General features: G+C 44.5%; 24 protein-coding genes. 5 read left to right on the top strand and 19 right to left on the bottom strand.

The genetic code is table 11. The features are described from left to right. Window positions 1–9: 9 nt before the first annotated feature. The 8 genes from BDI_RS00570 to nrfH all read right to left on the bottom strand — a co-directional run bounded on the left by BDI_RS00570 (window position 10) and on the right by nrfH (window position 9,367). Entirely contained in the window at window positions 10–1,725 is a 1,716-nt protein-coding gene (locus BDI_RS00570; RefSeq protein WP_011965896.1) for a sensor histidine kinase, read from the bottom strand. A gap of 126 nt (window positions 1,726–1,851) precedes the next feature. After that, on the bottom strand, window positions 1,852–3,192 hold the full coding sequence (locus tag BDI_RS00565) for a sigma-54-dependent transcriptional regulator (protein WP_011965895.1): 1,341 nt from the start codon (window positions 3,190–3,192) through the stop codon (window positions 1,852–1,854). 58 nt (window positions 3,193–3,250) lie between these two features. Beyond that, window positions 3,251–3,916, bottom strand: a complete 666-nt coding sequence (locus tag BDI_RS00560) for a Crp/Fnr family transcriptional regulator (RefSeq protein WP_005855320.1) — start codon at window positions 3,914–3,916, stop codon at window positions 3,251–3,253. 59 nt (window positions 3,917–3,975) lie between these two features. Beyond that, window positions 3,976–5,268 carry an alginate export family protein gene (locus BDI_RS00555; protein ID WP_011965894.1) on the bottom strand — a complete coding sequence of 431 codons (1,293 nt, stop codon included), beginning with the start codon at window positions 5,266–5,268 and terminating at the stop codon, window positions 3,976–3,978. Window positions 5,269–5,284: 16 nt separating this feature from the next. Next, the gene (gene ccsA, locus BDI_RS00550) at window positions 5,285–6,079 is read right to left on the bottom strand and encodes a cytochrome c biogenesis protein CcsA (protein WP_011965893.1); all 795 of its coding nucleotides are present in this window, start codon (window positions 6,077–6,079) and stop codon (window positions 5,285–5,287) included. A gap of 1 nt (window position 6,080) precedes the next feature. Beyond that, window positions 6,081–7,271, bottom strand: coding sequence for a cytochrome c biogenesis protein ResB (locus tag BDI_RS00545; protein ID WP_011965892.1), 1,191 nt, complete (start codon window positions 7,269–7,271; stop codon window positions 6,081–6,083). A 2-nt stretch (window positions 7,272–7,273) separates the two neighbouring features. Beyond that, the gene (gene nrfA, locus BDI_RS00540; protein WP_011965891.1) at window positions 7,274–8,758 is read right to left on the bottom strand and encodes an ammonia-forming cytochrome c nitrite reductase; all 1,485 of its coding nucleotides are present in this window, start codon (window positions 8,756–8,758) and stop codon (window positions 7,274–7,276) included. 18 nt (window positions 8,759–8,776) lie between these two features. Then, window positions 8,777–9,367: a cytochrome c nitrite reductase small subunit gene (nrfH, locus tag BDI_RS00535; protein ID WP_011965890.1), complete on the bottom strand. Its 591-nt coding sequence runs from the start codon at window positions 9,365–9,367 to the stop codon at window positions 8,777–8,779. A gap of 101 nt (window positions 9,368–9,468) precedes the next feature. Here nrfH and BDI_RS00530 point away from each other — a divergent pair, with 101 nt between their 5' ends. Further along, window positions 9,469–10,302 carry an OmpA family protein gene (locus BDI_RS00530; protein ID WP_011965889.1) on the top strand — a complete coding sequence of 278 codons (834 nt, stop codon included), beginning with the start codon at window positions 9,469–9,471 and terminating at the stop codon, window positions 10,300–10,302. A 60-nt stretch (window positions 10,303–10,362) separates the two neighbouring features. Here the strand turns inward: BDI_RS00530 and BDI_RS00525 are convergent, their stop codons facing one another. The 5 genes from BDI_RS00525 to BDI_RS00505 form a co-directional block, all read right to left on the bottom strand. After that, window positions 10,363–10,914 carry a hypothetical protein gene (locus BDI_RS00525; protein ID WP_005865661.1) on the bottom strand — a complete coding sequence of 184 codons (552 nt, stop codon included), beginning with the start codon at window positions 10,912–10,914 and terminating at the stop codon, window positions 10,363–10,365. 1 nt (window position 10,915) lies between these two features. Further along, complete coding sequence (locus tag BDI_RS00520) at window positions 10,916–11,464, bottom strand: hypothetical protein (protein ID WP_011965888.1); 549 nt, start codon at window positions 11,462–11,464, stop codon at window positions 10,916–10,918. A 152-nt stretch (window positions 11,465–11,616) separates the two neighbouring features. Continuing rightward, window positions 11,617–12,840, bottom strand: a complete 1,224-nt coding sequence (locus tag BDI_RS00515; protein WP_011965887.1) for a sugar MFS transporter — start codon at window positions 12,838–12,840, stop codon at window positions 11,617–11,619. 8 nt (window positions 12,841–12,848) lie between these two features. Next, window positions 12,849–13,199, bottom strand: coding sequence for an L-rhamnose mutarotase (locus tag BDI_RS00510; protein ID WP_011965886.1), 351 nt, complete (start codon window positions 13,197–13,199; stop codon window positions 12,849–12,851). A 43-nt stretch (window positions 13,200–13,242) separates the two neighbouring features. Then, complete coding sequence (locus BDI_RS00505) at window positions 13,243–13,869, bottom strand: NUDIX hydrolase (RefSeq protein ID WP_005855292.1); 627 nt, start codon at window positions 13,867–13,869, stop codon at window positions 13,243–13,245. A 374-nt stretch (window positions 13,870–14,243) separates the two neighbouring features. Between BDI_RS00505 and BDI_RS00500 the strand changes: the two genes are divergently transcribed. After that, complete coding sequence (locus BDI_RS00500) at window positions 14,244–14,672, top strand: Hsp20/alpha crystallin family protein (protein WP_005855288.1); 429 nt, start codon at window positions 14,244–14,246, stop codon at window positions 14,670–14,672. An 87-nt stretch (window positions 14,673–14,759) separates the two neighbouring features. Continuing rightward, entirely contained in the window at window positions 14,760–15,242 is a 483-nt protein-coding gene (locus tag BDI_RS00495; protein ID WP_011965885.1) for a ferritin, read from the top strand. Between the two features lie 82 nt (window positions 15,243–15,324). Here the strand turns inward: BDI_RS00495 and BDI_RS00490 are convergent, their stop codons facing one another. From BDI_RS00490 to BDI_RS00470, 5 genes are all read right to left on the bottom strand, one after another. Next, a complete protein-coding gene (locus BDI_RS00490; RefSeq protein WP_011965884.1) occupies window positions 15,325–16,104 on the bottom strand; it encodes an SGNH/GDSL hydrolase family protein in 780 nt (259 codons plus the stop codon). Further along, entirely contained in the window at window positions 16,091–16,984 is an 894-nt protein-coding gene (locus BDI_RS00485; RefSeq protein ID WP_011965883.1) for a glycine betaine ABC transporter substrate-binding protein, read from the bottom strand. The genes BDI_RS00490 and BDI_RS00485 overlap by 14 nt, the downstream gene beginning before the upstream one ends. A 28-nt stretch (window positions 16,985–17,012) precedes the next feature. After that, window positions 17,013–17,846: an ABC transporter permease gene (locus BDI_RS00480; RefSeq protein WP_005865644.1), complete on the bottom strand. Its 834-nt coding sequence runs from the start codon at window positions 17,844–17,846 to the stop codon at window positions 17,013–17,015. Beyond that, window positions 17,843–19,069 carry a quaternary amine ABC transporter ATP-binding protein gene (locus BDI_RS00475; RefSeq protein ID WP_005855275.1) on the bottom strand — a complete coding sequence of 409 codons (1,227 nt, stop codon included), beginning with the start codon at window positions 19,067–19,069 and terminating at the stop codon, window positions 17,843–17,845. Before BDI_RS00475 ends, BDI_RS00480 begins: the two co-directional genes overlap by 4 nt. 170 nt (window positions 19,070–19,239) lie before the next feature. Next, window positions 19,240–21,108, bottom strand: coding sequence for a sensor histidine kinase (locus BDI_RS00470; protein ID WP_011965882.1), 1,869 nt, complete (start codon window positions 21,106–21,108; stop codon window positions 19,240–19,242). A gap of 172 nt (window positions 21,109–21,280) precedes the next feature. On the opposite strand from BDI_RS00470, the gene BDI_RS00465 reads away from it, so the two are divergent. Beyond that, the gene (locus BDI_RS00465) at window positions 21,281–21,913 is read left to right on the top strand and encodes a peroxiredoxin (RefSeq protein WP_008774437.1); all 633 of its coding nucleotides are present in this window, start codon (window positions 21,281–21,283) and stop codon (window positions 21,911–21,913) included. A gap of 38 nt (window positions 21,914–21,951) precedes the next feature. Here the strand turns inward: BDI_RS00465 and BDI_RS00460 are convergent, their stop codons facing one another. Continuing rightward, complete coding sequence (locus BDI_RS00460) at window positions 21,952–22,428, bottom strand: pyridoxamine 5'-phosphate oxidase family protein (RefSeq protein ID WP_005855269.1); 477 nt, start codon at window positions 22,426–22,428, stop codon at window positions 21,952–21,954. A 109-nt stretch (window positions 22,429–22,537) separates the two neighbouring features. Here BDI_RS00460 and BDI_RS00455 point away from each other — a divergent pair, with 109 nt between their 5' ends. After that, window positions 22,538–23,833: a M64 family metallopeptidase gene (locus BDI_RS00455; protein WP_005855267.1), complete on the top strand. Its 1,296-nt coding sequence runs from the start codon at window positions 22,538–22,540 to the stop codon at window positions 23,831–23,833. Window positions 23,834–23,848 lie beyond the last annotated feature (15 nt).

Genomic DNA, 23,848 nt, shown 5'->3' with positions numbered 1-23,848 from the left:
TTCACCCTCTTATACATTGAATTTTATAACAAAAGTACTTCCTTTTCCAACTGCGCTATCAACAGAAAGAGTTCCTCCATGAGCTTCTACGAAGTCTTTACTGATAGCCAACCCTAGGCCACTCCCTTGTACCTTCGTTCCCGGCACACGGAAATAGCGATCGAATATACTTTGATGATATCGGGGATCAATACCCTTACCGAAATCTTGCACATAGATCTCCACGCTATGATCTTGCTGGCGGGCACCGATTATGATACGGCCATTCTCCGGGGTATAATGAATTGCGTTCGACAATAGATTCGTCAAGACCCATGCGATTTTCTCGCTATCCACGAAAAGCTTGGAAATCTTCTCCGGGTATTCCACCTCTATATGGCAATTGAAGCGATCAGCTTGCACTTGGTTCGCCTTTATCGCATACTCGATCAATTCGATCGGTTTGGTTATTTTCGGATTCAATTGTAGCTTGCCAGCCTCCACCTGCGTCATTTTCAATAGCTCACTGGTTATTTCCAGTAATCGATTACTACTTTCCTTGATACTTTCCGCCAGTGCTTTTTGCTCGTCGTTCATGGCTCCCACACGGGCATCCTCCAACAATTTCAGGCTCATCATGATCGCCGATATCGGAGTTTTCAATTCATGGGAGATCGTCGAGATAAAAGTGGTCTTAGCGGAATCCAACTCCTTAAACTCCGTGATGTTCTTCAATAAGATCACGTCGCCCACATACACCTCCGCCTCGCCATTCTCCGACACACGGATCGGTATATATTGCACTTGAAAATAACTTTCCTTATTATCTGCGTAAATTTTAAGCGGCTCTTTTTTCTCGCTCGGCTGGATCAGTTCCCGAACTAACCTGCGAAGCAAATCGTTCCGTAAGGATAATTCCGAGGCAGACTTTCCGATCACGTTTTCCCGCTTGAGATTCAAGATCGTCAAAGCCTCGTTATTGGCGAAAAGAATCTTACGATCCCGATCCAAGCCTATGATTGGCTCCGTGATACTATTCACGATAGCCTCTATATATTTCTTTCCTTGGATAATATCCGCCAACGTACTTTTCCGGTATTCCGTAAGCCGTTCCGCCATCCGGTTAAAGGATTTCGCGACCCCCTCGAATTCATCATATTTAGCGAGATCCAAGCGTTTCTCGTAATTATGGTTAGCGATCTCCATGATACCGTCCATCAACATACGGATAGGGGTATTTATCGAACGGGGGAAACGTATTAAAAAAGCGAAAGCGACCACCATACAAGAGAGGCCAATCCCCCAAATCCAAAATAAAGCCTTTTGAGACGTAGACTCCGCCACTTGGCTTTTCCTGTAGATAGAAGCCATATTCAAACTCATGACTTGATTTAAGGCGAGACGTACACGACGGATATTCTCCTCATTACGCTCTTTCGCCAATTGCTCGTATTGAGCGACTAGATGTGAGGTGGCCACGTTCTCATCGACCTCCGTGATATTCTTTTTCTGTAGCCCTAGGTTTTTCTCGAAATCTGCTTGAGCCGAAGGATCGCTATCGATTCGTTCCAGCGCATCCAGCATCCGGCGTGAATAGAGCAAAGAATTATAATTATCGGCCAATATGTTCCTTGTGTCGGCAGACATATCGGAGATGTTCTTTACCGATAGACCTCCCAGCAAAACGATCATGGCAAACAGCAGCCCGATTCCGTATCTTAGTTTTGTTTTAATCTTCAGACTCATAGGTGATGTATTTTAAGCGATTATTATTAAGTTTACGTTCAGCAAAGATAAAATATTTAGCAATGTCCGTTTCTCCTTGCATATCTTCAAGATGCTTTCGGGTATACATAAATGCAGAATATGAGACTAAAGCCCATACTCCTCAATCTTCCGATAAAGAGTAGTGAGGCCTATACCTAGAAGGCGGGAAGTTTCGGTTTTATTGCCTTTTGTGTATTTGAGCACTTTTTGGATATGCATTTTCTCTACGCCACTCAGGTCAAAACCGCTATAAGATTCCGTACTCGCCGCAGAGGAGGTTTGCATATTCAAAGGGAGGGCATCCAAGGTTAAGGTATCTCCATCGGCAATAATCAGGCTACGCTCAATTGCATTACGCAACTCACGTACGTTACCTTTCCAAGCTCGTTTTTTCAGGGCATCTATATATTCGGGCGAAATTGTTCGGATATTCTTTCCCATCTTGGAGGAAAAAGCGGAAACAAAGGCTTTTATATGGAGAGGGATATCCTCGACCCGTTCACGAAGCGCAGGAAGATGGATCTGGAAAACGGAAAGCCGATAAAATAGATCTTCCCGGAAATGTCCTAGCTCGATCTCTTTCTCTAAGTCACGATTGGTAGCGGCAATAATGCGTACATCCACTTTCGTAGGTTTCGTATCGCCGATCTTGATAAACTCCCCGGTCTCAAGGATACGGAGCAATTTCGCTTGCAAGTCGAAAGCCATTTCCCCGATCTCATCCAAGAAGATCGTACCTCCGGAAGCTTCCTCAAACAAGCCTTTTGTCTCTTTCAAAGCACCGGTAAAAGCCCCCGCTTTATGACCGAACATCTCGCTTTCCAATAAATCCCGACTAAAAGAGGAACAATTGATAGCGACAAAAGACTTCCCTTTCCGGGAACTATGTTGATGGATGGATTGAGCAAAGACCTCTTTTCCCGTACCGGTCTCACCAGTCAACAGAACCGGAACCTCCGTAGCCGAGACTTTCTGAGCCAACGCTATCGCCGCTTGGATAGCGGGTGATTTACCGACAATCGTATCAAACGAATATTGCCTCCCGACGGACGTAGCTTCCTTCTTTTGCTGTTGATAAGCGGCAGAAGCTTTCTCCATCGCTTTGGCTACCAGAGGAATGATCTTATTATTATCATCCCCTTTCGTGATATAATCGAAGGCTCCATTCTTGATTGCCTGTACGCCATCCGGAATATTACCATGCGCGGTAAGTAGGATGATCTCGGATAGAGGGCGAAGTTTCTTTAAGTCCGACACCAAATCCACACCATTACCATCCGGCAAGAACACATCGCACAATACCACCTCTGGCGAATGTTGCTCCATCTGCCTCAGCCCCGCCTTACAAGTAGCAGCCTGTAAGACCTCGTATCCCTCCAAACCGATAATGCGTGAAAGTAAACCTAAAATCTGCTTCTCGTCGTCGATAATTAAAACTTTGCCCATACACCGGAGTTATTTATTTGGGCACAAATGTACGCTTTTTACCTTTTTCCCAAAAGCATTAAAGCATACATGTTAACGCCGTCTTATTTAAAATCGTCACCTTTCTCCTTGTAATGCTGATAAATCCCTCATCCACCAATCTCCCGATTTCCTTCGATAAAGCCGGGCGGGTAACACCAAAATACTCCGCTAACTGCTCTTGGGTATGTTCTAGTTCCACGACATTCGAATCCTTTTGCTGATGTTCGAATAAGTAATAAATAAAGCGGTTCCGGATGCCACGAAACGAAAGCACCTTCAAACGAGTCATCGTACATTTATTACAGCTTGTACTGACACAAAGGAAATTATGCAGGAATAACGGCATAGAATGCATTAAGGTAAATACAGACTCCTTGGAACCCTTAAGCAATACCACATCCTCATCGACGGTAAAAGTAGCGGGGAACTGGTTTTTCTCGGAAAAGATATGAGGCGTAGCGAACGTGCGTGGAGCCTGTATCGTCTCCACGCGCACGATGTTACCCGATACGTCCAAAACATCCACGTTCAATTTTCCCTTCAATAAGACATGAAGGGCGTTACAAGTCGTCCCTTGATGAATTATAGTTTTTCCTTTTGGATGCTCCTCTACTGTATATTCAAGTTTATCCAAAAACTCTTCCCGCATCTTAAGCGTAAAATTCTTAAAAAGCGGAATTTTAAACATATCGGTTATATCCATCGTATCTTGTTTTGAAAAAAGGTTTACTCCTGCAAATATACCCTTTTCCTTGAGAACTGTTACCATTTCGTCGTGAATATAGTCGGATTAATATTTATTGATAACCAACCCCAATCTTGCCAATGAGACGGATTTCCACCCTTCACGACCTTCATGGTATTCGTTCCCAACATCGTAGAATATCCCGCCGATAATTTCACGTCTTTCATGATTACCCAATCCACTTGGAAATCCAATTCCGAACCTAAACCTTTACTCAATTTATCATTACCTTCGTATACGTCGCCCGTGATGGAGAAATAATGATAGGCTAAAGACAGGTTTACCTTGGAAGAAGGTTTATAGGCGACATTTACCTGATTATCCCATAAGCCCGGATTCAATCCGTTGACAAAAGAGGAGGCGTAGAAATAATCCATGGCACCATAAAACTTATGATGGGTTCCGTACAGAGGATCAAACGCCTTATATTTCCCGTCGGCCCCATCCGAGCCACTCAGATAATCACTACCTACACCGATCTTCCATTGCGGATCGATTTGATAAGCGGCGTTTACCGCCCATAAAAAAGCGGAAACATCCCGTCCGCTTTTCGTCTTGCCGAATTGATAATAGAAAGTACCACCTATCGTCCAGTTACTAGGCGTATAGATCAGGTTCGTTCCTAAGGTTTGCAGATATTTTGTATCCGAGTTTTGTTTCTCGGCATCACCGCCTTCCATCCCTAAGTTCACAAACAAGAAGGATGCGTTAAAACTCTTGTCGAAGAGATGCTTATACCAAAGGGTTTGCATCGTTTTATAGGGTTGCGCGCCCGGAGCGTAATACGTTCCTCCGATCGTTTTCTCATCATTCTGGTTGAACGCAAGAATTAAATGCAGTTGGTTATTCGTGTTCTCATAGCCCAGTTTCAAAGCGTCGTGATAACGACCGGCCACGTTCCAATCCAACGCACCCATGATACGCTCGTCATCGTATACCAACGACTGGCGACCTAACTTAACGAAGAAACCCGATCCGAAATCCAGTTTCGCCCACGCCTCATTCAAGATAAAACGACCATTCTTATCGATTTGAGGATCCTGCCCCCATACGCCAACATGTTGCGCGGACAAACCGATAGACAAACGATCCCGCTCATACCCCAAAGAAAGGCGGGCACGGTTATTGATAAACCCGGTGGACTCGGCATCTTTAGGCCGGGGGAATAAGACCCCGTTCCGGTACTCGGCTCTCGGACGTATCTGTACTTTCATCGAGAACGTGTTCTCTTTCGTATTTTGTGTTTCTTCCGCTTGCGCGAAAAGGGCCACGGAGAGCAAGCCCGCTACTAAAACAACTAGTTTTTTCATATACCTCTGATTTTAATTATTCCATATTATAAGTATGTACACTATATCCTTGCGCGGAGGGTAGATAATTCACGCCAACCCAACACACCTGTAGCAAAAGAAAAGAGAAAACCAAAAGCCCCAACGCCGCTGAATAACGCAAGCGGTGGTGAAGGCGATAATGGATATAAATCAAGTACCCCAACCAAGTGGCAGCCGCCCATGTCTCCTTCGGGTCCCAATTCCAATAATGCCCCCACGCCTCCTTGGCCCATAAAGCGCCGAACAGCATCCCAATCGTGAGAAAGGCCATACCGACATATACCAAGTTATCGCATAAACTCATCATCCCCTCGTCAATCCCCTTCTTCCTCGCACGGATCAGCAGGTAAATGGCGATAAGGGCAGCGGCGCCCAGCATGGCGTAAGAGAACATATAGACTATCACGTGCGGAGCGAACCACGGGCTTTGCAAAGCGGGCATCAAGGTCTTGTTATGTATCTCCGGCTTAAACAGATTGACACAGATAAAGACAAAGGCCAACAATGTACTAAAGGAAAGTATCCATTTATACCGCCAACGGACATAAGTGATCACGCCCGCCACCGGCAAGAAGAAAGAATACCATAGACGAGTCTCTCCCATCGTGCGCAAGGGCGGCCTCTCCAACGAGATCCACATCCCTATGATAAAAGCGGAGAATATAGCCAAGCCAAACACGGTCCAAGCGACAGCCCCCTTGGAAAAAGAAGGACGATAAGCCAACCATGCCCCACCTATCCAGCAAAATAACGTCGGAGCGGCGAAATAAATAAAGTAACTCCAATCCATACTATTCTTTTTTTACAGGAGCGGATAGGAATAATCCGATCGCCCCGGCTATCATCATTAAGATCCCTGTATAAATGATCGGCAACCATGGATCTCTCACCAACTCAAATACACTCATCCGGCTCCATTTACCTTTCGTCTCGTCGTAACTCAATTGGTAGATTTTCCATCCGGCAATAGAGAGTGGCTTATTCACCTCGATACACGCCTCCTTGGTCTGTTTATCTTTCGTATAGACCATTACGTCCGAGGCAAAGCGTCTCGGTTCCCGTTCCGGCATCACCATACTGACCGCATCATCCAGTTGGAGCGATATGTATGGAAAGATATAGCTGCCACAACTCACCCAGCCTTCCTTCTGCCGTCCGGTAAGTTCGTTACGTGCTTTTACGTATAAAGCGGTGGTCGCCCCCTCGGAGTGAAATTCCACGAAGTTTATCGTATCCTGCCCCATCACGCAAGCCGCCATCGGTAGTGAACGGGTAACCTCAACCTTCCAGCCTTGCAGGTTTCCGGCTAAGGGAATTTCCTCCACCAATATGTTCTCGGGTTGCTTTTCAGGAAGCACTTTTCCGGTCGTATTGTCGATTAGCATTAACTTAGGAGGATATTCATCAATCGTAAACGAACGAAGCTCGATGGCAAGCGGTAGTTCTATCATCTCGTTCTTCTCGTCCGAAGCCCTCCACTCAGGATTCTCCAGCGGAACCGTCATCCGTAAACGGCGTAAATCCCCGTTTCCCAAGATCGCCGCCAGCAGCGTGATAAATAAACCGACATGGTTCAGCATAAACGGAACATCCCTCCAGCGAAACGATACGATACGCTTCAATGTGACAAAGCCCAAGACAAACAAGAAATAGAGAAACAGCAGGATAAAAGGCCACGACATCGTAATCCGCTCGATACCCGGACCCACAAATCCCATAACCAACACAACTGACAAAAGAGCCGATAAAGAGGTAATGCTCGCCGTTAACCCGGAAAACCACTGGACAACCGTGATTTTCCGGCCAACAACAAACCCTATACATAGAACCAACAGAAAAATCAATCCTCCGGCCACATTCACCGGATATTGGAACAACCCTGCCTGAACCGGGCCGGTGATCAGTTGCAAGCCAAATCCCGTAATCAGTAAACCGGCACAGATGACCCAGCCTTCAGCATATCCCCAAGGTTGTTTCCACATAATCAAATGTTCTTCGCTAAACGATTATTTTCTTGCGCCTCTTTCATCCATTGAGGAACGATTGTATTTAGGAATTTTTCCTTGGCGGTACGTTCAGCGGCCATATCCAAACCGATATATTGCTGAGCCTTTTCTTTCGTAGAGAAGTCCGGCATCGGAACATCATCCGTATAACCTAATTTCGCTAACACTTTCGCGGTAGCCAGACGAGCCTGCATCGCCTTATCCAATCCATTGCCTAATATCCTTTGAATCTCTTGCGGAGCGTGGAACGCACCACCATGAGAAGCCACGCCGAAATCCCAACGCCATTGTGCCTGACGGATCAATTTCAATACATCTTTCATCTGATCCTCGGTAGCTCCCTTATCCCACGCGAACTTCGCCTCTACATGCGCTTTCGCCAACTCGGTCTCCAAACGGTTACGCATCTCGTTCGCCTTATTCTGACGCTCGTACACATTATTGCGTAAAGTCTCCTCGCTCTCACGGTGGCAAACCTGACACGTACGGTCGATCATAGCCAACGGGCTTTGGATATGGTGGTCACTATATTTCACGCCCCCCTCGCTCTTATACGGCATATGGCAATCGGCGCAAGATACACCCCGCTGCGCATGGATACCCATCTGGGAGATCTCATAATCCGGATGCTGTGCCTTTAAAATCGGAGCACGGCTTAGCTTATGCGTATAATCGGCGAAACCGGCCTCATCGTAATAAGCCTCCATATCCTCAACCGTAGAACCTTTATCCCAAGGGAAAGTCAAGTATTTACCATCGCCCTTGAAATAATATTCCACGTGGCATTGCGCGCAAACCAAGGAACGCATCTCTTGTTGAGTCGCTTTCGTGATGTCCTTGCCTTGACGCTGGAAAGCCTCGATCAAAGCCGGGCGACTGATATGCAGGTTCATATTCTCCGGCTCATGGCAATCGGCGCAACCGATCGGATTCACGATCTCTTTACCCAGAGAAGCCCATTTGCCCTTATAGAAATTATCCACGCCCATCGCTTGCATCATACGGGGAACATCCGGGCTTTTGCAAGTCCAGCAAGTAGCCGGTTGCGGCCCCTCGTTCTCTGTCATCGGAGCGCCTACACGCAACGTGTTACGCATATCCTCGATCGCATGCATATGCCCTCTCGGGGTAGAATAATCCTTAGAGAAAGCGTAACCAGCCCAAAGGATCACCATTTCCGGACGAGCCTCCAGAACATCGACCGCCTGATTTCCATTGTATAAACTCTTGAAACTCGTATCCGCCGTAGCCTCCCAAGTCTGGTACTCACGTGGATAATTCGATTCGAACTTATCATTGCGAGCCTCGATTCCTGTGATCTCCGTCTTCTTATTATTCATTACGCTAGTGACCTCCGCATGTCTCTCGTTCACGGAAGCAGCGATCATACCCAAAACAAAAACAACGACCATGGTTCCTCCAAACAGCAACCAACCTTGCCATGATTTTAATTTCTTTTCCATAACTATACTGATTTATTATTATTTACTTAGCATATCTTTTAACCAGTCCGGCGATACGGACTTCGGATAAGGCACCAACGCATTCGGTGTAGAAGACAGGCTGTTCGTACCTCCGTGCGGCACCTCGCGATGGCAATCCCAGCAAGCTTTCCCTTCTCCCGCCATTGCCATCTCATGATCGATCCTTCCAGTATTCACGAATTCCGTATTCAACTGCGTATGGCAACGGATACAGTTATTCATGATTACCTCCGCGCTCTCGTCGATCGCCTGTATCACTTGCGGTTCCCCTCGCATCATGAATACCGAGGCATGGCGCATTCCGTCCATACCTTTGAAGAACCACTTCTTCACGGCGTTCTCGTGCGGCACATGGCAGTCGTTGCAAGTGGCGTTACGGCTGTGCGAGCTATGATTCCATGTAGCATAATAAGGGCCCATAATGTGGCAATTCACGCAAGTAGCCGAGTCGTCGGACAAATAAGTCCACGCCCGGGAAGCATATAAGGTATAAGACCCCAGCCCGCAAAGGATACCTCCGGCTATGATAGCGGCTAGTTTCCAAGTTCTTGTCGGGAACAGCGTTTGTATTATTTCTCTTATTTTCATACCGCTGATTCTTTAATATTGGTTTATGAGACACAAATATCCTAAACTTGCGTGTAGGAAATTGTAATAAATATTACATTGCACGAAATTTTATGCGTAAAATGAAAAGATTGTTATTTATCTCGGTCTCCGCACTCCTTTTATGTTCTTCGTGCGTGAGTAAAAAGAAATACCTCCTTGCCGAGAACGGCCGGTTGGAGGCGATCGGACGTGGCGACGCCTTGAAGGAGGAATTGATTAAATGCAAGGACGATAACGACGCGCTCAACAACCGGATCGCCGCCTTGATAAGGGATACGACCACAATGGGGCGTGATATCCGTAATTACCAGACCATGTTGAATACCAATATGGGTGAGCAGGACAAGCTGAATGCCTTGTTACAGCAAAAGATGAGTGAGCTGGACGAGCGTGAGCGTACCATCAACGAGCTACAGGATATGATGAACGCACAGAACGCAAAGGTACAGAATTTGTTGAGTAGCGTGAAAGACGCTTTGCTGGGTTTCAACAGTGATGAGCTGACCGTAACCGAGAAGAATGGTAAAGTATATGTAGCCATGTCAGATAAGCTTCTGTTCCAATCGGGTAGCGCAAAGGTCGATAAACGAGGCAAGGAAGCGTTGGCTAAGTTGGCCGAGGTGTTGAATAAGCAAAACGATATAGACGTTTATATAGAGGGCCATACGGACAGCAAGCCGATCAATACCGCCCAATTCAAGGATAATTGGGATCTAAGCGTGATCCGTGCGACCTCCGTAGTGCGTATCCTTACCAAGGATTACGGGGTGAATCCGCTACAGATACAACCTTGTGGTCGTGGGGAGTTTATGCCGGTCGCTGATAACGAGACCGCCGATGGACGTAGCAAGAACCGCCGTACGGAGATCATCATGGCTCCGAAGTTGGATAAGTTGATGCAGATGTTGCAGTGATAATGTATTGTCAAGCTCCGGGTATTATCTACTGCCGGAGCTTGGCTAAAAACATTCCGTTCACTCTTCTAAATGATATACAACACATCGATACCTCAATTCCGATGGTTTACAAGGAATCCATACATCCATATCCTCTCCATTTACAGAACGAATGATATGGAGTAGAGCCGTATCATAAATATCCGTCCTTTCTCCGACAGAGACCGATCCACTTTGAGCGCACGACCGGACATGGAACTGAATATCCGCAAGATCATATACCTCAGACCTAAGATAAGGATAAAAACCTATTATTGAGCTCAATGTATCCTCCCAAACCCAAATACTATTTCCATCATCCTGATACGTATATTCCGTCCTTACCACATAGGACTTATAGGTGTAAGAACCCGTATAACCAAACTCATCCCCTACGTTATAAGGCAAACGTCCTTCACTAGTAGCCAGCTCATGCGCAAGAGTGAACCCTACAATATCCAAGGTATCACCACTTACGATCTCTATCGTCGGTTCAGAATGCAAATCATCCTTACCGAGATCCACCACCCGTGAGCAAGCCACATTAAGGCCCATCATAAAAGTCAGATATATAACAATTAAATGTCTCATATCATTCTATATTTTTTAATTGATCAAAGTCTTCTATTCGGAGATAACGCCATTGCAACTCCTCCGGCCGCACAGGAAGCCAGCGATCGATCTTCTCTCCATCCGAATTCTTCTCTACATATATTAAATAAGTACACGCCAGCACTTGCTTCTTATCCTTTTGCACGCCAAACGTACTGATAACGAAGCCATGCGAACTCAAATCCTCCGAGAATCCCGCTTTCTCATCCAAAAAGTGTCCTATACCTATATCATAAATGCTATCTTCCAATAAAACCACCTTTGCCTCATACGAGAAATAGAGATAAGAGGCATTCATATCAAACTCGCACGCAACAACCTCCGGCAATGTTCCCCATTTCGCGTCATACGCCTCACAAGCCGTGAAGCCCTTCACCAATATGGAATCCATCCCTAAGTCACCCCCCAGATGAATCGTATCCGGCCTTGAGTATAAAGTCATCTGATTAGCGATTTTAACCTCATCATCCCCACAACCAGCCAGAAATAGAGCTATAAATAGCCCACACAAAAACAAACCTTTATTCATATCCACTCTCTTTTATTTTATTTAAAATGAAAACGATATAGATAAGCAGATATTCTTGAGCGTAACATTTATCCCATGAAACCCAAGCCTTCATACACAAGCCATACTGGTTTATTATCCGGATTCCATAAGTAAAAAACAGCATTCCAAATTTACCGCTTGCATTTGATAGCGAAATACAAGATATACAAGAAAGCGATCAACGGGACGATGAAGCCCAGCGCCATATTCTCCTCGCCAATATATCCCATCAGCATCGGACTGAAAGCGCCGCCGGCAACTCCCATCACGATATAAGAAGAGGCTTTCTTGGTATAAACGCCCATACCTTCCAGCCCCAACGCAAAAATCGTAGGGAACATGATGGACATGAAGAAAAAGGATAAATAAAGAGCGTATAGTGAAAGCGTACCTACGGAAGCCACCACCAAAGCCATACAAACGGCACTCAACAAAGAATACCAAGTCAGCAAGCGGCCCGGAGCCAACCACTTCATCGTAAAACTACCGCTCAAACGCCCGATCATAAACAAAGCCATTCCACCGAATGCCAAAATACGAGACGCTCGCAAATTACTGATACCCGGGTCCATCTCCGTCACGTAATTAATAAAGAACCCGAAGATTCCCGTCTGCGCGGCGCAATAACAGAATTGGGCGACCACGGAACGTACAAACTGCCTACGTTTCCATAGGGAGGCAGCGGGTTTCTCCTCGACAATAGCGGTCACCTCCTTCTCTTCTTCCGGCTTAATTTCCGGCAACTTCGTGAAAAAGAAGAGCAACGCTACGAACAAGACGATACCACCTACCAAGATATAAGGTTTAGTCAACGCCATTGAATCTCCCTCCGGTGCCCCGAATATCAACAAACCACCTACCAAAGGCCCCAATATCCAACCTAATCCATTAAAAGACTGGGATAAGTTCAGCCGTTGGGCGGCGGAAGCGGACGGCCCCAATATCGTAGAATAAGGATTCGCCGCCGTCTCCAAGATACAAAGCCCGCAAGCGATCACAAACAAGGCGATCAGGAAAGGCGTAGCCGAATGCAAAAAAGCCGCCGGGATAAACCCGAAAGCACCGATAGCGAACAATAGCAAACCCATGATAATCCCTTTCCTATATCCGTAACGTTTCATGAACGCTCCCGCCGGCAACGCCATCAAGAAATAAGCGATATACGTAGAGAATTGCACCAAACCGCTCTCTGCCTTGGTCATCGTGAAGACTCCTTGAAAATGCTTGTTCAGCACATCCAAGAGTCCGTGGGCGAATCCCCAAAGCAAAAACAAACTCGTGATCAAGATAAACGGGACCAAATAAGATTTCCCTCCCGGGGCGGCCACCAGCGACTGTTTCTTTTGTTTTTCCATCCTTCCGTCTATTTACTCGCGCCCGGCAATTTAAACATACATTCCATTAACTGCCATTTCTCCGACGAGGAACTTCCCGGAACGGCTTTCTGATACTTCGCCACGAAGTCCTCCCATTCCGCTTGCTTATCCATCGTCGCCAAACGGGCGAACGACGCATCCCAACCAAAATCATCGGGCGTCTCCACGATCATGAACAACCGGGTTCCCAAACGGTAAATCTCCATATTCAAGATCCCTACCGCACGGATTCCTTCCGGTATCTCCGGCCAGATATGTTCCGGCGAATGCCAATAGCAATACTCTTTTATCAACTGCTCGTCCTCTTTCAGATCCAAGGTCTGACAATATCTTTTCATAACATTGTTTTTAAAATGAAGTCGCGAAGGTACAAAAGTATCCTTAATCCAGATAAACATCTTCGCCCGGATGCTTATAATAGGCGTACATCCGTTGGATCTGCTCCGGCAGCACACGCTCCAAGGACAACGGGGGCAACTCCTCCAATCGAAAGAAGCCTTTCCCCAAGATATCGAAGGTCTCGGTAAACGACCCGCCCTTCAACTCGCAAAGGATAAAAAACTTATATACATAATAAGGTATAGCGGGATGCGGATGCTTGCTCATATCCATCACGGCCAGCAAGCGGACCGGAAGCACATCCAAGCCCGTCTCCTCTTTCACCTCTTTCGCCGCTACCTCTTTCGGGGAATACCCCACATCGCTCCATCCGCCGGGCAACGACCAACATCCGTCCATTTTCTCACGGACCAGCAAAATCTCGTCTTTCTCGTTAAAGACAACCGCACGGATATCGACTTTCGGGGTTACATACTCTTGGGCCGGGCGGTAACCACTCGCCACATCATCGGGCTTCAATCCGGTAGCCAGAGCCGTTATCTCATCACTTAGGCGGCTCAACTCTTCATAACGTTCCGTATCGTACTCGCTTAATGAATAAACCAACCCCGTCTGAGACAAGGCCCGGATACGCTGGGCCAATAAAATCAATTCCTTACTTCTAGACATAATAGCTTTACTGTTTTAGATAACATGATCCCATATGATTCATGAATAGAACGTCTAAAGATAAAAGTTATTATCCAGTCCGTCATTCTATCGTGCCAAAATAACGTATATTATGCCAATATTACAGATTTCCGTTTCATTGTATTTTATTCCAGTTTCTAAAAGATATTATTCCCTGCACCCGTATCCCCCGAATCATAAGTTCCCCATGCGTGAGTTAAACCTTATTCAATCTCTTTTATCCGCATTAACACACACATTATCAGATTGGCATGCCATTTGAAGTATCTATAGCGAATTCGAGATTAAAAAGGACGAGTTCAGAAATAAGAATAGTAAATAGAATGTTTAACTAATAATTGGAGGACTGTATTATGACACCGATGAGAAGAAGTCAAAATTGGTTACCGTATGTATTCAATGATTTATTTGACAACGACTGGATGATAAAAGCAAACTCTACAGCTCCAGCCATCAACGTGATAGAATCCGATAAGGATTATCGAGTTGAGGTAGCCGCTCCCGGTATGACGAAGAACGATTTCAACATCAAGATCGATGAGAACAACAACTTGGTCGTATCTATGGAGAAAAAAGAAGAAAAGAATGAGGATAAGAAAGACGGACGCTATCTGAGACGCGAATTCTCTTATAGCAAGTTCCAACAAACCATGGTTTTGCCTGACAATGTAGAGAAAGACAAGATTGAGGCGAAGGTTGAGAACGGCGTCTTGAGTATCAGCATACCGAAAAGAACTGAGGAAGAGGCTAAAATGGCCGAGAAAGTAATCGAGATCAAATAACCTCGATACACTTTCCTTCGTAAAAACTCAACAAAACCGATAATGGCTTGTTCTATTTATAAACAACATAAAATAGAATAAGCCATTATGATTTTAAACAGAAAATTATCAGATGCTCTCAACGAGCAAATCAACATGGAGATGTGGTCATCCAACCTATATTTATCCATGTCGATACATTTCACTCAGATAGGGCTGGATGGTTTTGCACATTGGACGTTAAAACAATCGCAAGAGGAACTTGAACATGCCTATAAAATGATCGATTACTCCATCAAGCGTGGCGGACAAGTGACGATCGGAGTAATTAATTCCGTTCCCACAGCATGGGGAGAGCCGTTGGAGATTTTCCAGCATATCTACGAGCATGAGGTGCATGTATCCGGATCAATCGACAAGATTGTCGATATCGCTTCCGAAGAGAAAGACAAGGCGACACAAGATTTCCTATGGGGTTTCGTCCGGGAACAGGTAGAGGAAGAGGCTACAGCGAAAAATATTGTCGAGAAACTTAAATTATACGGAGAACATCATGCCGTATTAATGGATCATCGATTAGGAAAAAGATAAACGAATACCTGCTTGTCATACCTATAAATGGGCCTAAAAAGCCATGTCGTCTTCTTGGGATGACATGGCTTTTTTATAGAGGTCAAAGCCCTAAAGCCTGACGAATCGCCTCACTCCACAATTCGCCTAACCGGACCGCTCCTTTCTCATTCGGATGAAGATAGAACACTCCGGCGTTACCCTTCTCCGCTTGGAAATCTGTCAAATGGTTTTCCTTAAAGTAATCAAATCCCTTCGTATCTCCCAGAAAGACTTGTCCGGGAAAATGAGACGCATAATAATCGACTAATCGTTGTATTTGCGGATAATAATCTTGGAGCCTTCGTAAGCCTTCTTCCAAATATTTAGCCCCATTATACGTATTCGGGCTATACCATAAAGGACGATGCACCACAATACGGCAATTCGGGTATAAAGCTAATAAGCGATTGATAATTGTCTTCATATTCTCATAATACCGCTCGGGCGCTACCGGGCAACCGTTTGTGCCTTCTATCGCGCTATCGTTCGTCCCCAGCATAATAGAGAATACCAAATCCGCCCAAGTCTCATCCTTAAATTTATCGGCAGCACGTACGGCCCACGGGAAAAGCGTATTCGTATCCGGCAAATAATCAACGGTAGTGCATCCGCTCTGTCCTCTATTGGAATACTTGACTGAAGCCACTTCCGGGCACTTGCTTAAAAACAACGCAGCCTTTACAGGAGGCGCATCATGGACAGGCTTCGGTAACCCGGCGCCAAACGTGATACTATTCCCGATAAATACGATATTCACATAACGTTTATTGTTTGCGGCTGAAGCAGACCAACACATAACGATACTTATTAAAATACATATGATTCCCTTAATTTGTCTCATGGCTCCCATTCAATTGATTCTCCTGCGAAGGTAAGAATAATTTGATTATCTCGGGATGTTTTTCAAGCCAAGCACGGGCTGATCGCGATTCCGTACGTGTCCCGTCTTCCATATAATACATCAATTCGCTCAGTTGTTCATCGGTTAACTTAAAGTTCTTGAAAAAAGAGGCTGCATATGGATCTTTCTCAGAGAATCCTTTCGTAGCGATAACCTCGATATGCTCCGAGTCTCCAAATTCCTCTTTCGGGTCTTCCAAGAATTTTAACGGATAACGTGAGAACATCCAATGAGGGGTCCATCCGGTAACCACGATCCATTCGTTCGCATCAATCGATTTCTTCAAGAAAGCAACCATCGTAGCCCCACTGGAAGATTTCAAATCAAAATCCAAAGAATAATCTTGAACCGCCTTATCCGCCGAGTTCATCAAACCGGCGCCGGCATCGATCCCTATAATCTCACCTTTAAATTGATCTTTATGGGCATTCAAATCCTCGATGGAACGAATGGTAACGTACTCCGGAACTACCAAGCCCAATTTCGCATGCTCATAAACCGTTCCGAGTGTCTCAAGCCGGTCCCCGTATTGTTCCATATAATCCGCATGGGTCACCGGTAACCATGCATCCATGAACACATCCGCTTTTCCCGAAGCGACAGAAGTAAAGATCGGGGCGATATCCGCATTTTTTAATGTTACCCGATATCCTTGCTCCTCTAATATCACTTTGGCTAAGTTGGTCATAGCAATGCCCTCCGCCCAATTAGCGTACGCTATCGATATTTTCTTTCGATCCTTGCTATCCACACAACTGAAAATAAATTGTAAGGTCACCAAAAGCATACAGCATCCAATAATAATCGTAAATCGTCTCATATATCTATTTCTTTCTTTTCTATGTTTCTTATTTCTTTTGTTTATTCACTTTACCTTTCGCCCAGCCCTGCGTAATACGGTCCAAGATAATAGCCAAGATAACGACCGCTATACCTCCTTCGAAACCTAAACCTATTTTCATTTGGGTAATTCCTCGCAAGACAATCTCACCCAATCCTCCTGCCGAGATCATGGCCGCTATAACTACCATAGAAAGTGAAAGCATGATCGTTTGATTCACTCCCGTCATGATCGTAGGCAAAGCCAATGGCAATTGCACCTTATAAAGCAACTGAGAGGAAGTAGCGCCAAATGAGCGGGTAGCCTCCACAATATCGGCCGGGACTTGACGGATTCCCAGATCGGTCAGCCGTACAACCGGAGGCATGGCGAAAATCACCGTTGCGAAAGCGCCGGGTACCGGTCCCAAACCAAAAAACAAAACGGCTGGTATCAAGTAGACGAAAGCCGGCATCGTTTGCATCAAATCCAAGACCGGATGGATGATCTTATCCGCCCGATCACTGCGTGCGGTCCAAATTCCTAACGGAACTCCGATCATCAAGGCGATGATGGTAGAAGACAGTACCAAGGCCAAAGTCTGCATCGTTTCCACCCAGAAACCCATTCCGTAAATTAACAATAGACCCAATGCCGTGAACACGCCGACTCCTTTTCCTGCCTTGAACCAAGCCAACAATGCCAAGCCCAAAATCATCACATAAAACGGAATCCAAGTCAGCCCATCTTGAAAAGCATCGATAAATCCTCCGACCCCATCATTTATCACATCAAAAAAACGAGCGAAATGCTCAGTCAGCCAATTAATGGCAATCTCTATATATTTTCCTATATTTATCATAATTCTATCGCATTTTGAACAATTTGATCTATTTCCTCTTTATCCTTCCCCGTCATCTCGATTATAATCGATGAAGTAGAAACCAAGCCAGCCAATTGGTTGGCCTCATTAACGACCGGTAAGGCCTGCCGGATCTCCGGTAACAAAGGAAGCATATCCTCAACCGTCGTGTTTTCCAGAACCGAAGGAACCTCTTTCATCACAATCGACGAGAGATCATGATTCCCCGCTTTCCGAAGAGCCAAGACATCTTTCAAACGAACCTCGCCCAGAAATTGCCTATTTCCATCCACAACCGGCAATACATATAAGTTTTTCTCTTTCATTTTCCTCAACACGGTCTCCGGGCCATCTTTACGGATACGAGCGACAACCGGCTGGGTTATCATTATCGATGAGGCTGTAACGATACGTCCACGATCTACATTTTCCGTAAATCTAGAGACATAATGATTGGCCGGATCTGTCAAGATCTCCTCAGGGGTACCTACTTGCACGACCTCCCCGTCTTTCATAATGGCGATACGATCCCCCAACTTAATCGCCTCGTCAAGATCATGCGTAATAAAGATGATCGTTTTTTGCATCTTCTCTTGTAGTTTCAATAGCTCATCCTGCATCTGTACACGGATCAATGGGTCTAAGGCAGAAAAAGCCTCATCCATTAAGAGCACCTCGGGATCATTCGCGATCGCACGGGCCAATCCGACACGTTGCTGCATACCTCCAGACAACTCGCTAACCTTCTGGTTCTCGTATCCTTTTAACCCTACTAGGGCTACACTTTCCACAGCTTTCTGGTCTCTTTCTTTTTTAGGAACCCCTTGTAACTCCAAGCCAAAAGCGATATTACTCAATACCGTGCGATGGGGCAGCAATCCAAAATGCTGGAAAACCATAGCCATTTCCTTACGCCGTATATCCAATAATTCTTTATCCGAGGAAGTCGTTATGTTTTTTCCGTTGATAAAGACTTCTCCCAAAGAGGGCTCGTTCAATCGGTTAATACAACGTAACAGCGTAGATTTTCCACTTCCGGAAAGTCCCATTATCACAAATAACTCCCCTTCCTCAATTTTTAGGTTCGCATTACGTACAGCTACCGTGCAACCCGTTTCTTTCAAAATGTCTTGTTTACTTTTTCCCGCTACTAGCATTCTTTTCGCACGCATTTTCTCCGGGCCGAAAAGAATAGATAAATTCTTTATTTCTATTTTCGTCATATAAAATCTTTGATTACAGGTATGATACAAAAAGATTAGGCCATAAGTCCAGAATTTCTTATGGCAAAACATAAACCAAAAGCATATATAAGTTAATGCTTATTATGGAAATTGACTACAACCTAAATCATCTCTTATATAGACAACCGAATTTCAAAGAGTATTGTTCACTAGTTTTTCCAACTATTGGGTCTTTTCATAGGTAAAGTGAAAATAAATGTAGAACCAAATCCTTCTTTGGACATCACAGAAATATTACCGCCCATTTTTAATACCAGACCTTTACAAATTGCTAATCCCAATCCGACTCCTTGCTCAAAATCGCTTAATTGCACGAACCGAGCAAAGATATTATCCAATTCATCCTTGGGAATGCCACAGCCTGTATCCGAGACATAAAACTTAACCATTTTCCCCTCATCCTCAAGCGTATATCCAAACCAGATACTACCTTTCTTGGTATGCTTAACCGCATTCGTCAATAAATTCATGCAGATTTGCCATAATCGATTTCGATCTATATTAAATATGATATCGGGACATGCATCCAAGGTTATTTCCACCCCTTCCGGCTTACGTAATTGTATGGAGTTATATAGATCTTTCATAAAGGAAGGTAAATAAACATCCATATAAGTAAATGTCATCATATCAGACTCGATTCTGGAAATATCCAAAACATCATTGACTATACTTAAAAGTAAATCATTGTTCATCTTGATCAAGCTAATATAATTTTGACGCAATTCCAAATCCTCCTCCACTCCTAACAAATCAGAGAAACCGACAATAGCGTTCAATGGTGTACGGATCTCATGGGTCATATTCGCTAAGAAAGTCGACTTAAGCATATCCGCCTCCTCCGCTTTTTCCTTGGCTGAGATCAAGTCTTCCTCAAACTCCAATCGTTCTTGATCATCGATCATACAGCCAACAATCAAATTCGGGAAACCATTTTCATCCTTTTCATGCGTCTTACCGATCACCTCATAGATCCGATAGGTGTTATCATCGTTCTTTAGACGAAAATCTATTTTATATTCATCCAATTTATTCGTACGGATCGTATTGAATAGATAGAAAAAGTCGCCAGAATCGTCCGGGTGACGAAGTTGCGGCAAAGCCTGACAGATGAACTGATTACGTTTCAATAAACTATTGGTCGTGCCATAAAACTGGAAACAACGGTTACAATGTACTTTATCGCAAGACTTAAATCGGCTGAAATTAAAAGAATAAGTCGTAATCTTGCTATTCTGCAAAGCAAGCTCCATCATCATCCGACTTTCGGACAACTTACTGCTTAACGCCTCATTCGCTTTCTCCTGCTCAACGAGCTCCGATACATTCCGTATATAAATAATCACATACCGGTCATGTACAGGTACCAACCGTAGTTTAAAATAAACGACCGGAGCGCTATGTCCCGGAATCGATAAATCTAAATTCATGATCTCCGACTTATTCAAGCAACTTTGCACGATCGTGGCCACACGACGCTTAGTCTCATCCGGATAAATGAAACCCGGAAGATCATCGATACGCCGATTGATCGACTCCGGCGTTATACAAGTCTCCACAGCATAAGCGATAATCCGCTCTACGATCAATTGCTTGTTTACCAAAAGGATCGTATCAGGAACCGCTTCCGCCATCTTTTGCGACATGTCCGTCAATTCCTTCAATTCCCGGTCATAACCAGCCGCCTCCTGCCCGACCGCCGGATTACCCGTTAATAATAAGGTATATCCAAGAATCTCTCTATTCTCTTTCATTGAGGGGATGATAGAATACGGTACAGGCAAAGAACCGGAAACCACGCTTCCCCCACGCAGATATTGTTTTTGAAGATCGGTCAACAAATCTGTACGAAAAAGATTATTTAATAAGAAGTCCGCTTCATTTGTAAAAGGAAATTTCTCGTTTAAGGACTTATTTATATCAATTAGCGCACCGTTTTTATCATACAGAGCACCTCCCATGGGATAATATGTAAAAAAATCTGTCAGCAAACGCTGTTTTACCTCGGAAACCTCCATATACTTTCTTTATTAACATCAATAAGTTACAAAGAAATAAAATCTTTGAAAATCAAAGAAATTTTAAAGCATAAACTTTAGGTCTATTTCACAAGAAAATCAGTCTCTTTACTAAAAAGCAACAACAAACCTTCACTTACGCTTGTTACTTAACAAACAAATTAATTATAATATGAAAGCATTAATAGGTAAAAAGGCACCGGAATTCCACGCTCCGGCAGTAGTGAATGGCAATGAGATCATCGAGGATTTCTCTTTGGAACAATATGTAGGCAAGAAGTATGTAGTCATGTTTTTCTATCCGATGGACTTTACATTCGTTTGCCCGACAGAATTACATGCCTTCCAACAAAAGTTACAGGAATTCGAAAGACGTAACGTAGCGGTGGTTGGTTGCTCCGTTGATTCTCAATTTTCTCATTTCGCATGGTTAAACCAAGATAAGAATAAAGGAGGTATCCATGGGGTGACTTATCCACTCGTATCCGATTTTTCCAAAACCATCTCTGAAAACTTTGGCGTATTAGCCGCTGATTATATTACAAACGAAAGTGGAGAACTTATCTCCAGAGGAAATCCGGTCGCTTACCGGGGTCTGTTCCTGATTGACAAAGAGGGCTTGATCCGTCATTATGTAATCAACGATTTACCATTAGGCCGTAACGTAGACGAGGCTCTCCGTATGGTCGATGCCTTACAGCACTTCGAAGAATATGGCGAGGTTTGCCCGGCAAATTGGTCCAAAGGAAAAGACGCCATGAAAGCGACAAACGCAGGAGTCTCTAATTATTTAAGCCATCATTGATATATTGCAAGAAAGGGGGCTAGGCCCCCTTTCTTATACTATTGAGACAATCGTTTACACTTTCCCGAGATATGCGAGATATCTAGACGTAAGATATTAGTCCGGTAAAAAGATTTCTCAATATACTTTTCGCCGATCTCCTTAAACGCCGATGAATATTTATTCACGAGTAGCCGCAAGGCATACCGACGCTCTTCTTCCGGCAAATCCAAATGTATCTCTCCAAAAGCGATAGTGCTCTCGTAACCTGTCGTGAATTTTCCCGGAACGATTTGTGTAGCGCCAACTACCGTGAAACTCACTTTCGGGTTTTCTCGTAGACATTCCAGCTTATACCCTTCCGGAGCGCAATGGAAATAAATAGAATCCCCTTCCTTTACATAATTGATCGGGATTCCATACCCATACCCATTTATCCCCGACATGGCCAAAAAACCATATTCCGCCTCCTCCAATAAACGAATTGCCAACTCATTATCCAAAATCCGGTCTTTTCGTCTGATCTCTCTAAACATAGGTCTAATTTATTTATAAACGAGTATAATACACTAATCGTGGCAAATCTATAAAAAAATAATATACATTTGCGTCATAAAGTTGACACATGATAAATATTATAGATCTATGAGAGCAAGAATAACCTTATTATTATTATTCGCCATTCTTTTCAGTTTCACTTGTCTGGCACAAACTAATTTTGAAAAACACTTCACGAAGAAAAGTCTCCGGATTGATTTCGCATTGAGCGGGAATTGGGATTTCCAAGCCGCCGCTATACAACAACTCCGGGAAGAACCCGTCTGGGCAGGGCCGGTCAAAAACTTGATCGATCCGTTTGGTTATGGAGGGTATTATATTAATGTATATGATAAAGCCGGTAAAGAGTTGATCTACTCACGAGGATTCAATACGTTATTCGAAGAATGGAGAAGTACGGAGCAAGCGAAGACCGAGACACAATCTTGGACAAATAGCATCTCTATCCCCTATCCGAAAGCTCCTGTCATCATTGAGATTACGGCAAGAGACAAGGCCGACATGCAGTTCCATCTTTTATTGAAACAAGAGATTGATCCGGCCAGTATTTTTATTGACCGGGGAAAACTCAAGGAAAACCGGATCACAAAAATCCAATATAACGGGGATTCCTCCGGGAAAGTAGACCTCGTATTTTTGGCGGAAGGTTATACGGCGGATGAGCAAGAGAAATTCGTAGCTGATGCCAAACGTTTTACGGAGGCATTGTTTAAAACCCCGCCTTATGACACTCGCCGGGAAGATTTCAATATTTGGGCGGTAGATGCCGTTTCGGAAGAATCGGGAACAGATGTATCCGGTAAAGGTATATTCAAGAATACCGCATTGAATTCCGGTTATTATACATTCGGTGTAGATCGCTATTTAACCACCCCGGATATGAAGTCTATACGTGACGCCGTATGGAACGCTCCTTGCGACGCAATCTTCATCTTGGTAAACACGGACGCTTACGGTGGTGGCGGTATGTATAATTTTTATGCCATGGGAACCGCCGATAACCCACGTACCCCGGTCGTATTCGTTCACGAGTTCGGACATAGTTTCGCTGGTCTAGCAGATGAATATTTCAGTTCCGAGGTCGCTTATCAAGATTTTTATAATTTGAAGTACGAGCCTTGGGAACCGAACATCACGACCTTGGTTAACTTCGATGCTAAATGGAAAGATCTTCTACCAACTAATACACCGATACCTACCCCATTAGATGACGCCCATAAGGATAAGGCAGGCGTATTCGAGGGAGGCGGTTACATCGCTAAAGGCATTTATCGCCCGATGGATCACTGTATGATGCGTGATTACGCTCCATTCTGTCCAGCTTGTAGCCGGGCGATCTTAAAGATGATCGATTACTTCACGGATAAACCGATAAAACATTAACAAGGAAAGAGCGGG

This window comes from Parabacteroides distasonis ATCC 8503, assembly GCF_000012845.1.
GTDB classification, from domain to species: domain Bacteria; phylum Bacteroidota; class Bacteroidia; order Bacteroidales; family Tannerellaceae; genus Parabacteroides; species Parabacteroides distasonis.
Note: the sequence above shows the minus strand (reverse complement) of the source record. Positions and strands in the feature narration are given on the sequence as shown.

What these genes read in the sequence shown, in the direction of transcription:
- BDI_RS00570 (WP_011965896.1), bottom strand. Translation starts at nt 1,725, where the DNA reads ATGAGTCTGAAGATTAAAACAAAACTAAGATACGGAATCGGGCTGCTG.
- BDI_RS00565 (WP_011965895.1), bottom strand. Translation starts at nt 3,192, where the DNA reads ATGGGCAAAGTTTTAATTATCGACGACGAGAAGCAGATTTTAGGTTTA.
- BDI_RS00560 (WP_005855320.1), bottom strand. Translation starts at nt 3,916, where the DNA reads ATGGATATAACCGATATGTTTAAAATTCCGCTTTTTAAGAATTTTACG.
- BDI_RS00555 (WP_011965894.1), bottom strand. Translation starts at nt 5,268, where the DNA reads ATGAAAAAACTAGTTGTTTTAGTAGCGGGCTTGCTCTCCGTGGCCCTT.
- ccsA (WP_011965893.1), bottom strand. Translation starts at nt 6,079, where the DNA reads ATGGATTGGAGTTACTTTATTTATTTCGCCGCTCCGACGTTATTTTGC.
- BDI_RS00545 (WP_011965892.1), bottom strand. Translation starts at nt 7,271, where the DNA reads ATGTGGAAACAACCTTGGGGATATGCTGAAGGCTGGGTCATCTGTGCC.
- nrfA (WP_011965891.1), bottom strand. Translation starts at nt 8,758, where the DNA reads ATGGAAAAGAAATTAAAATCATGGCAAGGTTGGTTGCTGTTTGGAGGA.
- nrfH (WP_011965890.1), bottom strand. Translation starts at nt 9,367, where the DNA reads ATGAAAATAAGAGAAATAATACAAACGCTGTTCCCGACAAGAACTTGG.
- BDI_RS00530 (WP_011965889.1), top strand. Translation starts at nt 9,469, where the DNA reads ATGAAAAGATTGTTATTTATCTCGGTCTCCGCACTCCTTTTATGTTCT.
- BDI_RS00525 (WP_005865661.1), bottom strand. Translation starts at nt 10,914, where the DNA reads ATGAGACATTTAATTGTTATATATCTGACTTTTATGATGGGCCTTAAT.
- BDI_RS00520 (WP_011965888.1), bottom strand. Translation starts at nt 11,464, where the DNA reads ATGAATAAAGGTTTGTTTTTGTGTGGGCTATTTATAGCTCTATTTCTG.
- BDI_RS00515 (WP_011965887.1), bottom strand. Translation starts at nt 12,840, where the DNA reads ATGGAAAAACAAAAGAAACAGTCGCTGGTGGCCGCCCCGGGAGGGAAA.
- BDI_RS00510 (WP_011965886.1), bottom strand. Translation starts at nt 13,199, where the DNA reads ATGAAAAGATATTGTCAGACCTTGGATCTGAAAGAGGACGAGCAGTTG.
- BDI_RS00505 (WP_005855292.1), bottom strand. Translation starts at nt 13,869, where the DNA reads ATGTCTAGAAGTAAGGAATTGATTTTATTGGCCCAGCGTATCCGGGCC.
- BDI_RS00500 (WP_005855288.1), top strand. Translation starts at nt 14,244, where the DNA reads ATGACACCGATGAGAAGAAGTCAAAATTGGTTACCGTATGTATTCAAT.
- BDI_RS00495 (WP_011965885.1), top strand. Translation starts at nt 14,760, where the DNA reads ATGATTTTAAACAGAAAATTATCAGATGCTCTCAACGAGCAAATCAAC.
- BDI_RS00490 (WP_011965884.1), bottom strand. Translation starts at nt 16,104, where the DNA reads ATGAGACAAATTAAGGGAATCATATGTATTTTAATAAGTATCGTTATG.
- BDI_RS00485 (WP_011965883.1), bottom strand. Translation starts at nt 16,984, where the DNA reads ATGAGACGATTTACGATTATTATTGGATGCTGTATGCTTTTGGTGACC.
- BDI_RS00480 (WP_005865644.1), bottom strand. Translation starts at nt 17,846, where the DNA reads ATGATAAATATAGGAAAATATATAGAGATTGCCATTAATTGGCTGACT.
- BDI_RS00475 (WP_005855275.1), bottom strand. Translation starts at nt 19,069, where the DNA reads ATGACGAAAATAGAAATAAAGAATTTATCTATTCTTTTCGGCCCGGAG.
- BDI_RS00470 (WP_011965882.1), bottom strand. Translation starts at nt 21,108, where the DNA reads ATGGAGGTTTCCGAGGTAAAACAGCGTTTGCTGACAGATTTTTTTACA.
- BDI_RS00465 (WP_008774437.1), top strand. Translation starts at nt 21,281, where the DNA reads ATGAAAGCATTAATAGGTAAAAAGGCACCGGAATTCCACGCTCCGGCA.
- BDI_RS00460 (WP_005855269.1), bottom strand. Translation starts at nt 22,428, where the DNA reads ATGTTTAGAGAGATCAGACGAAAAGACCGGATTTTGGATAATGAGTTG.
- BDI_RS00455 (WP_005855267.1), top strand. Translation starts at nt 22,538, where the DNA reads ATGAGAGCAAGAATAACCTTATTATTATTATTCGCCATTCTTTTCAGT.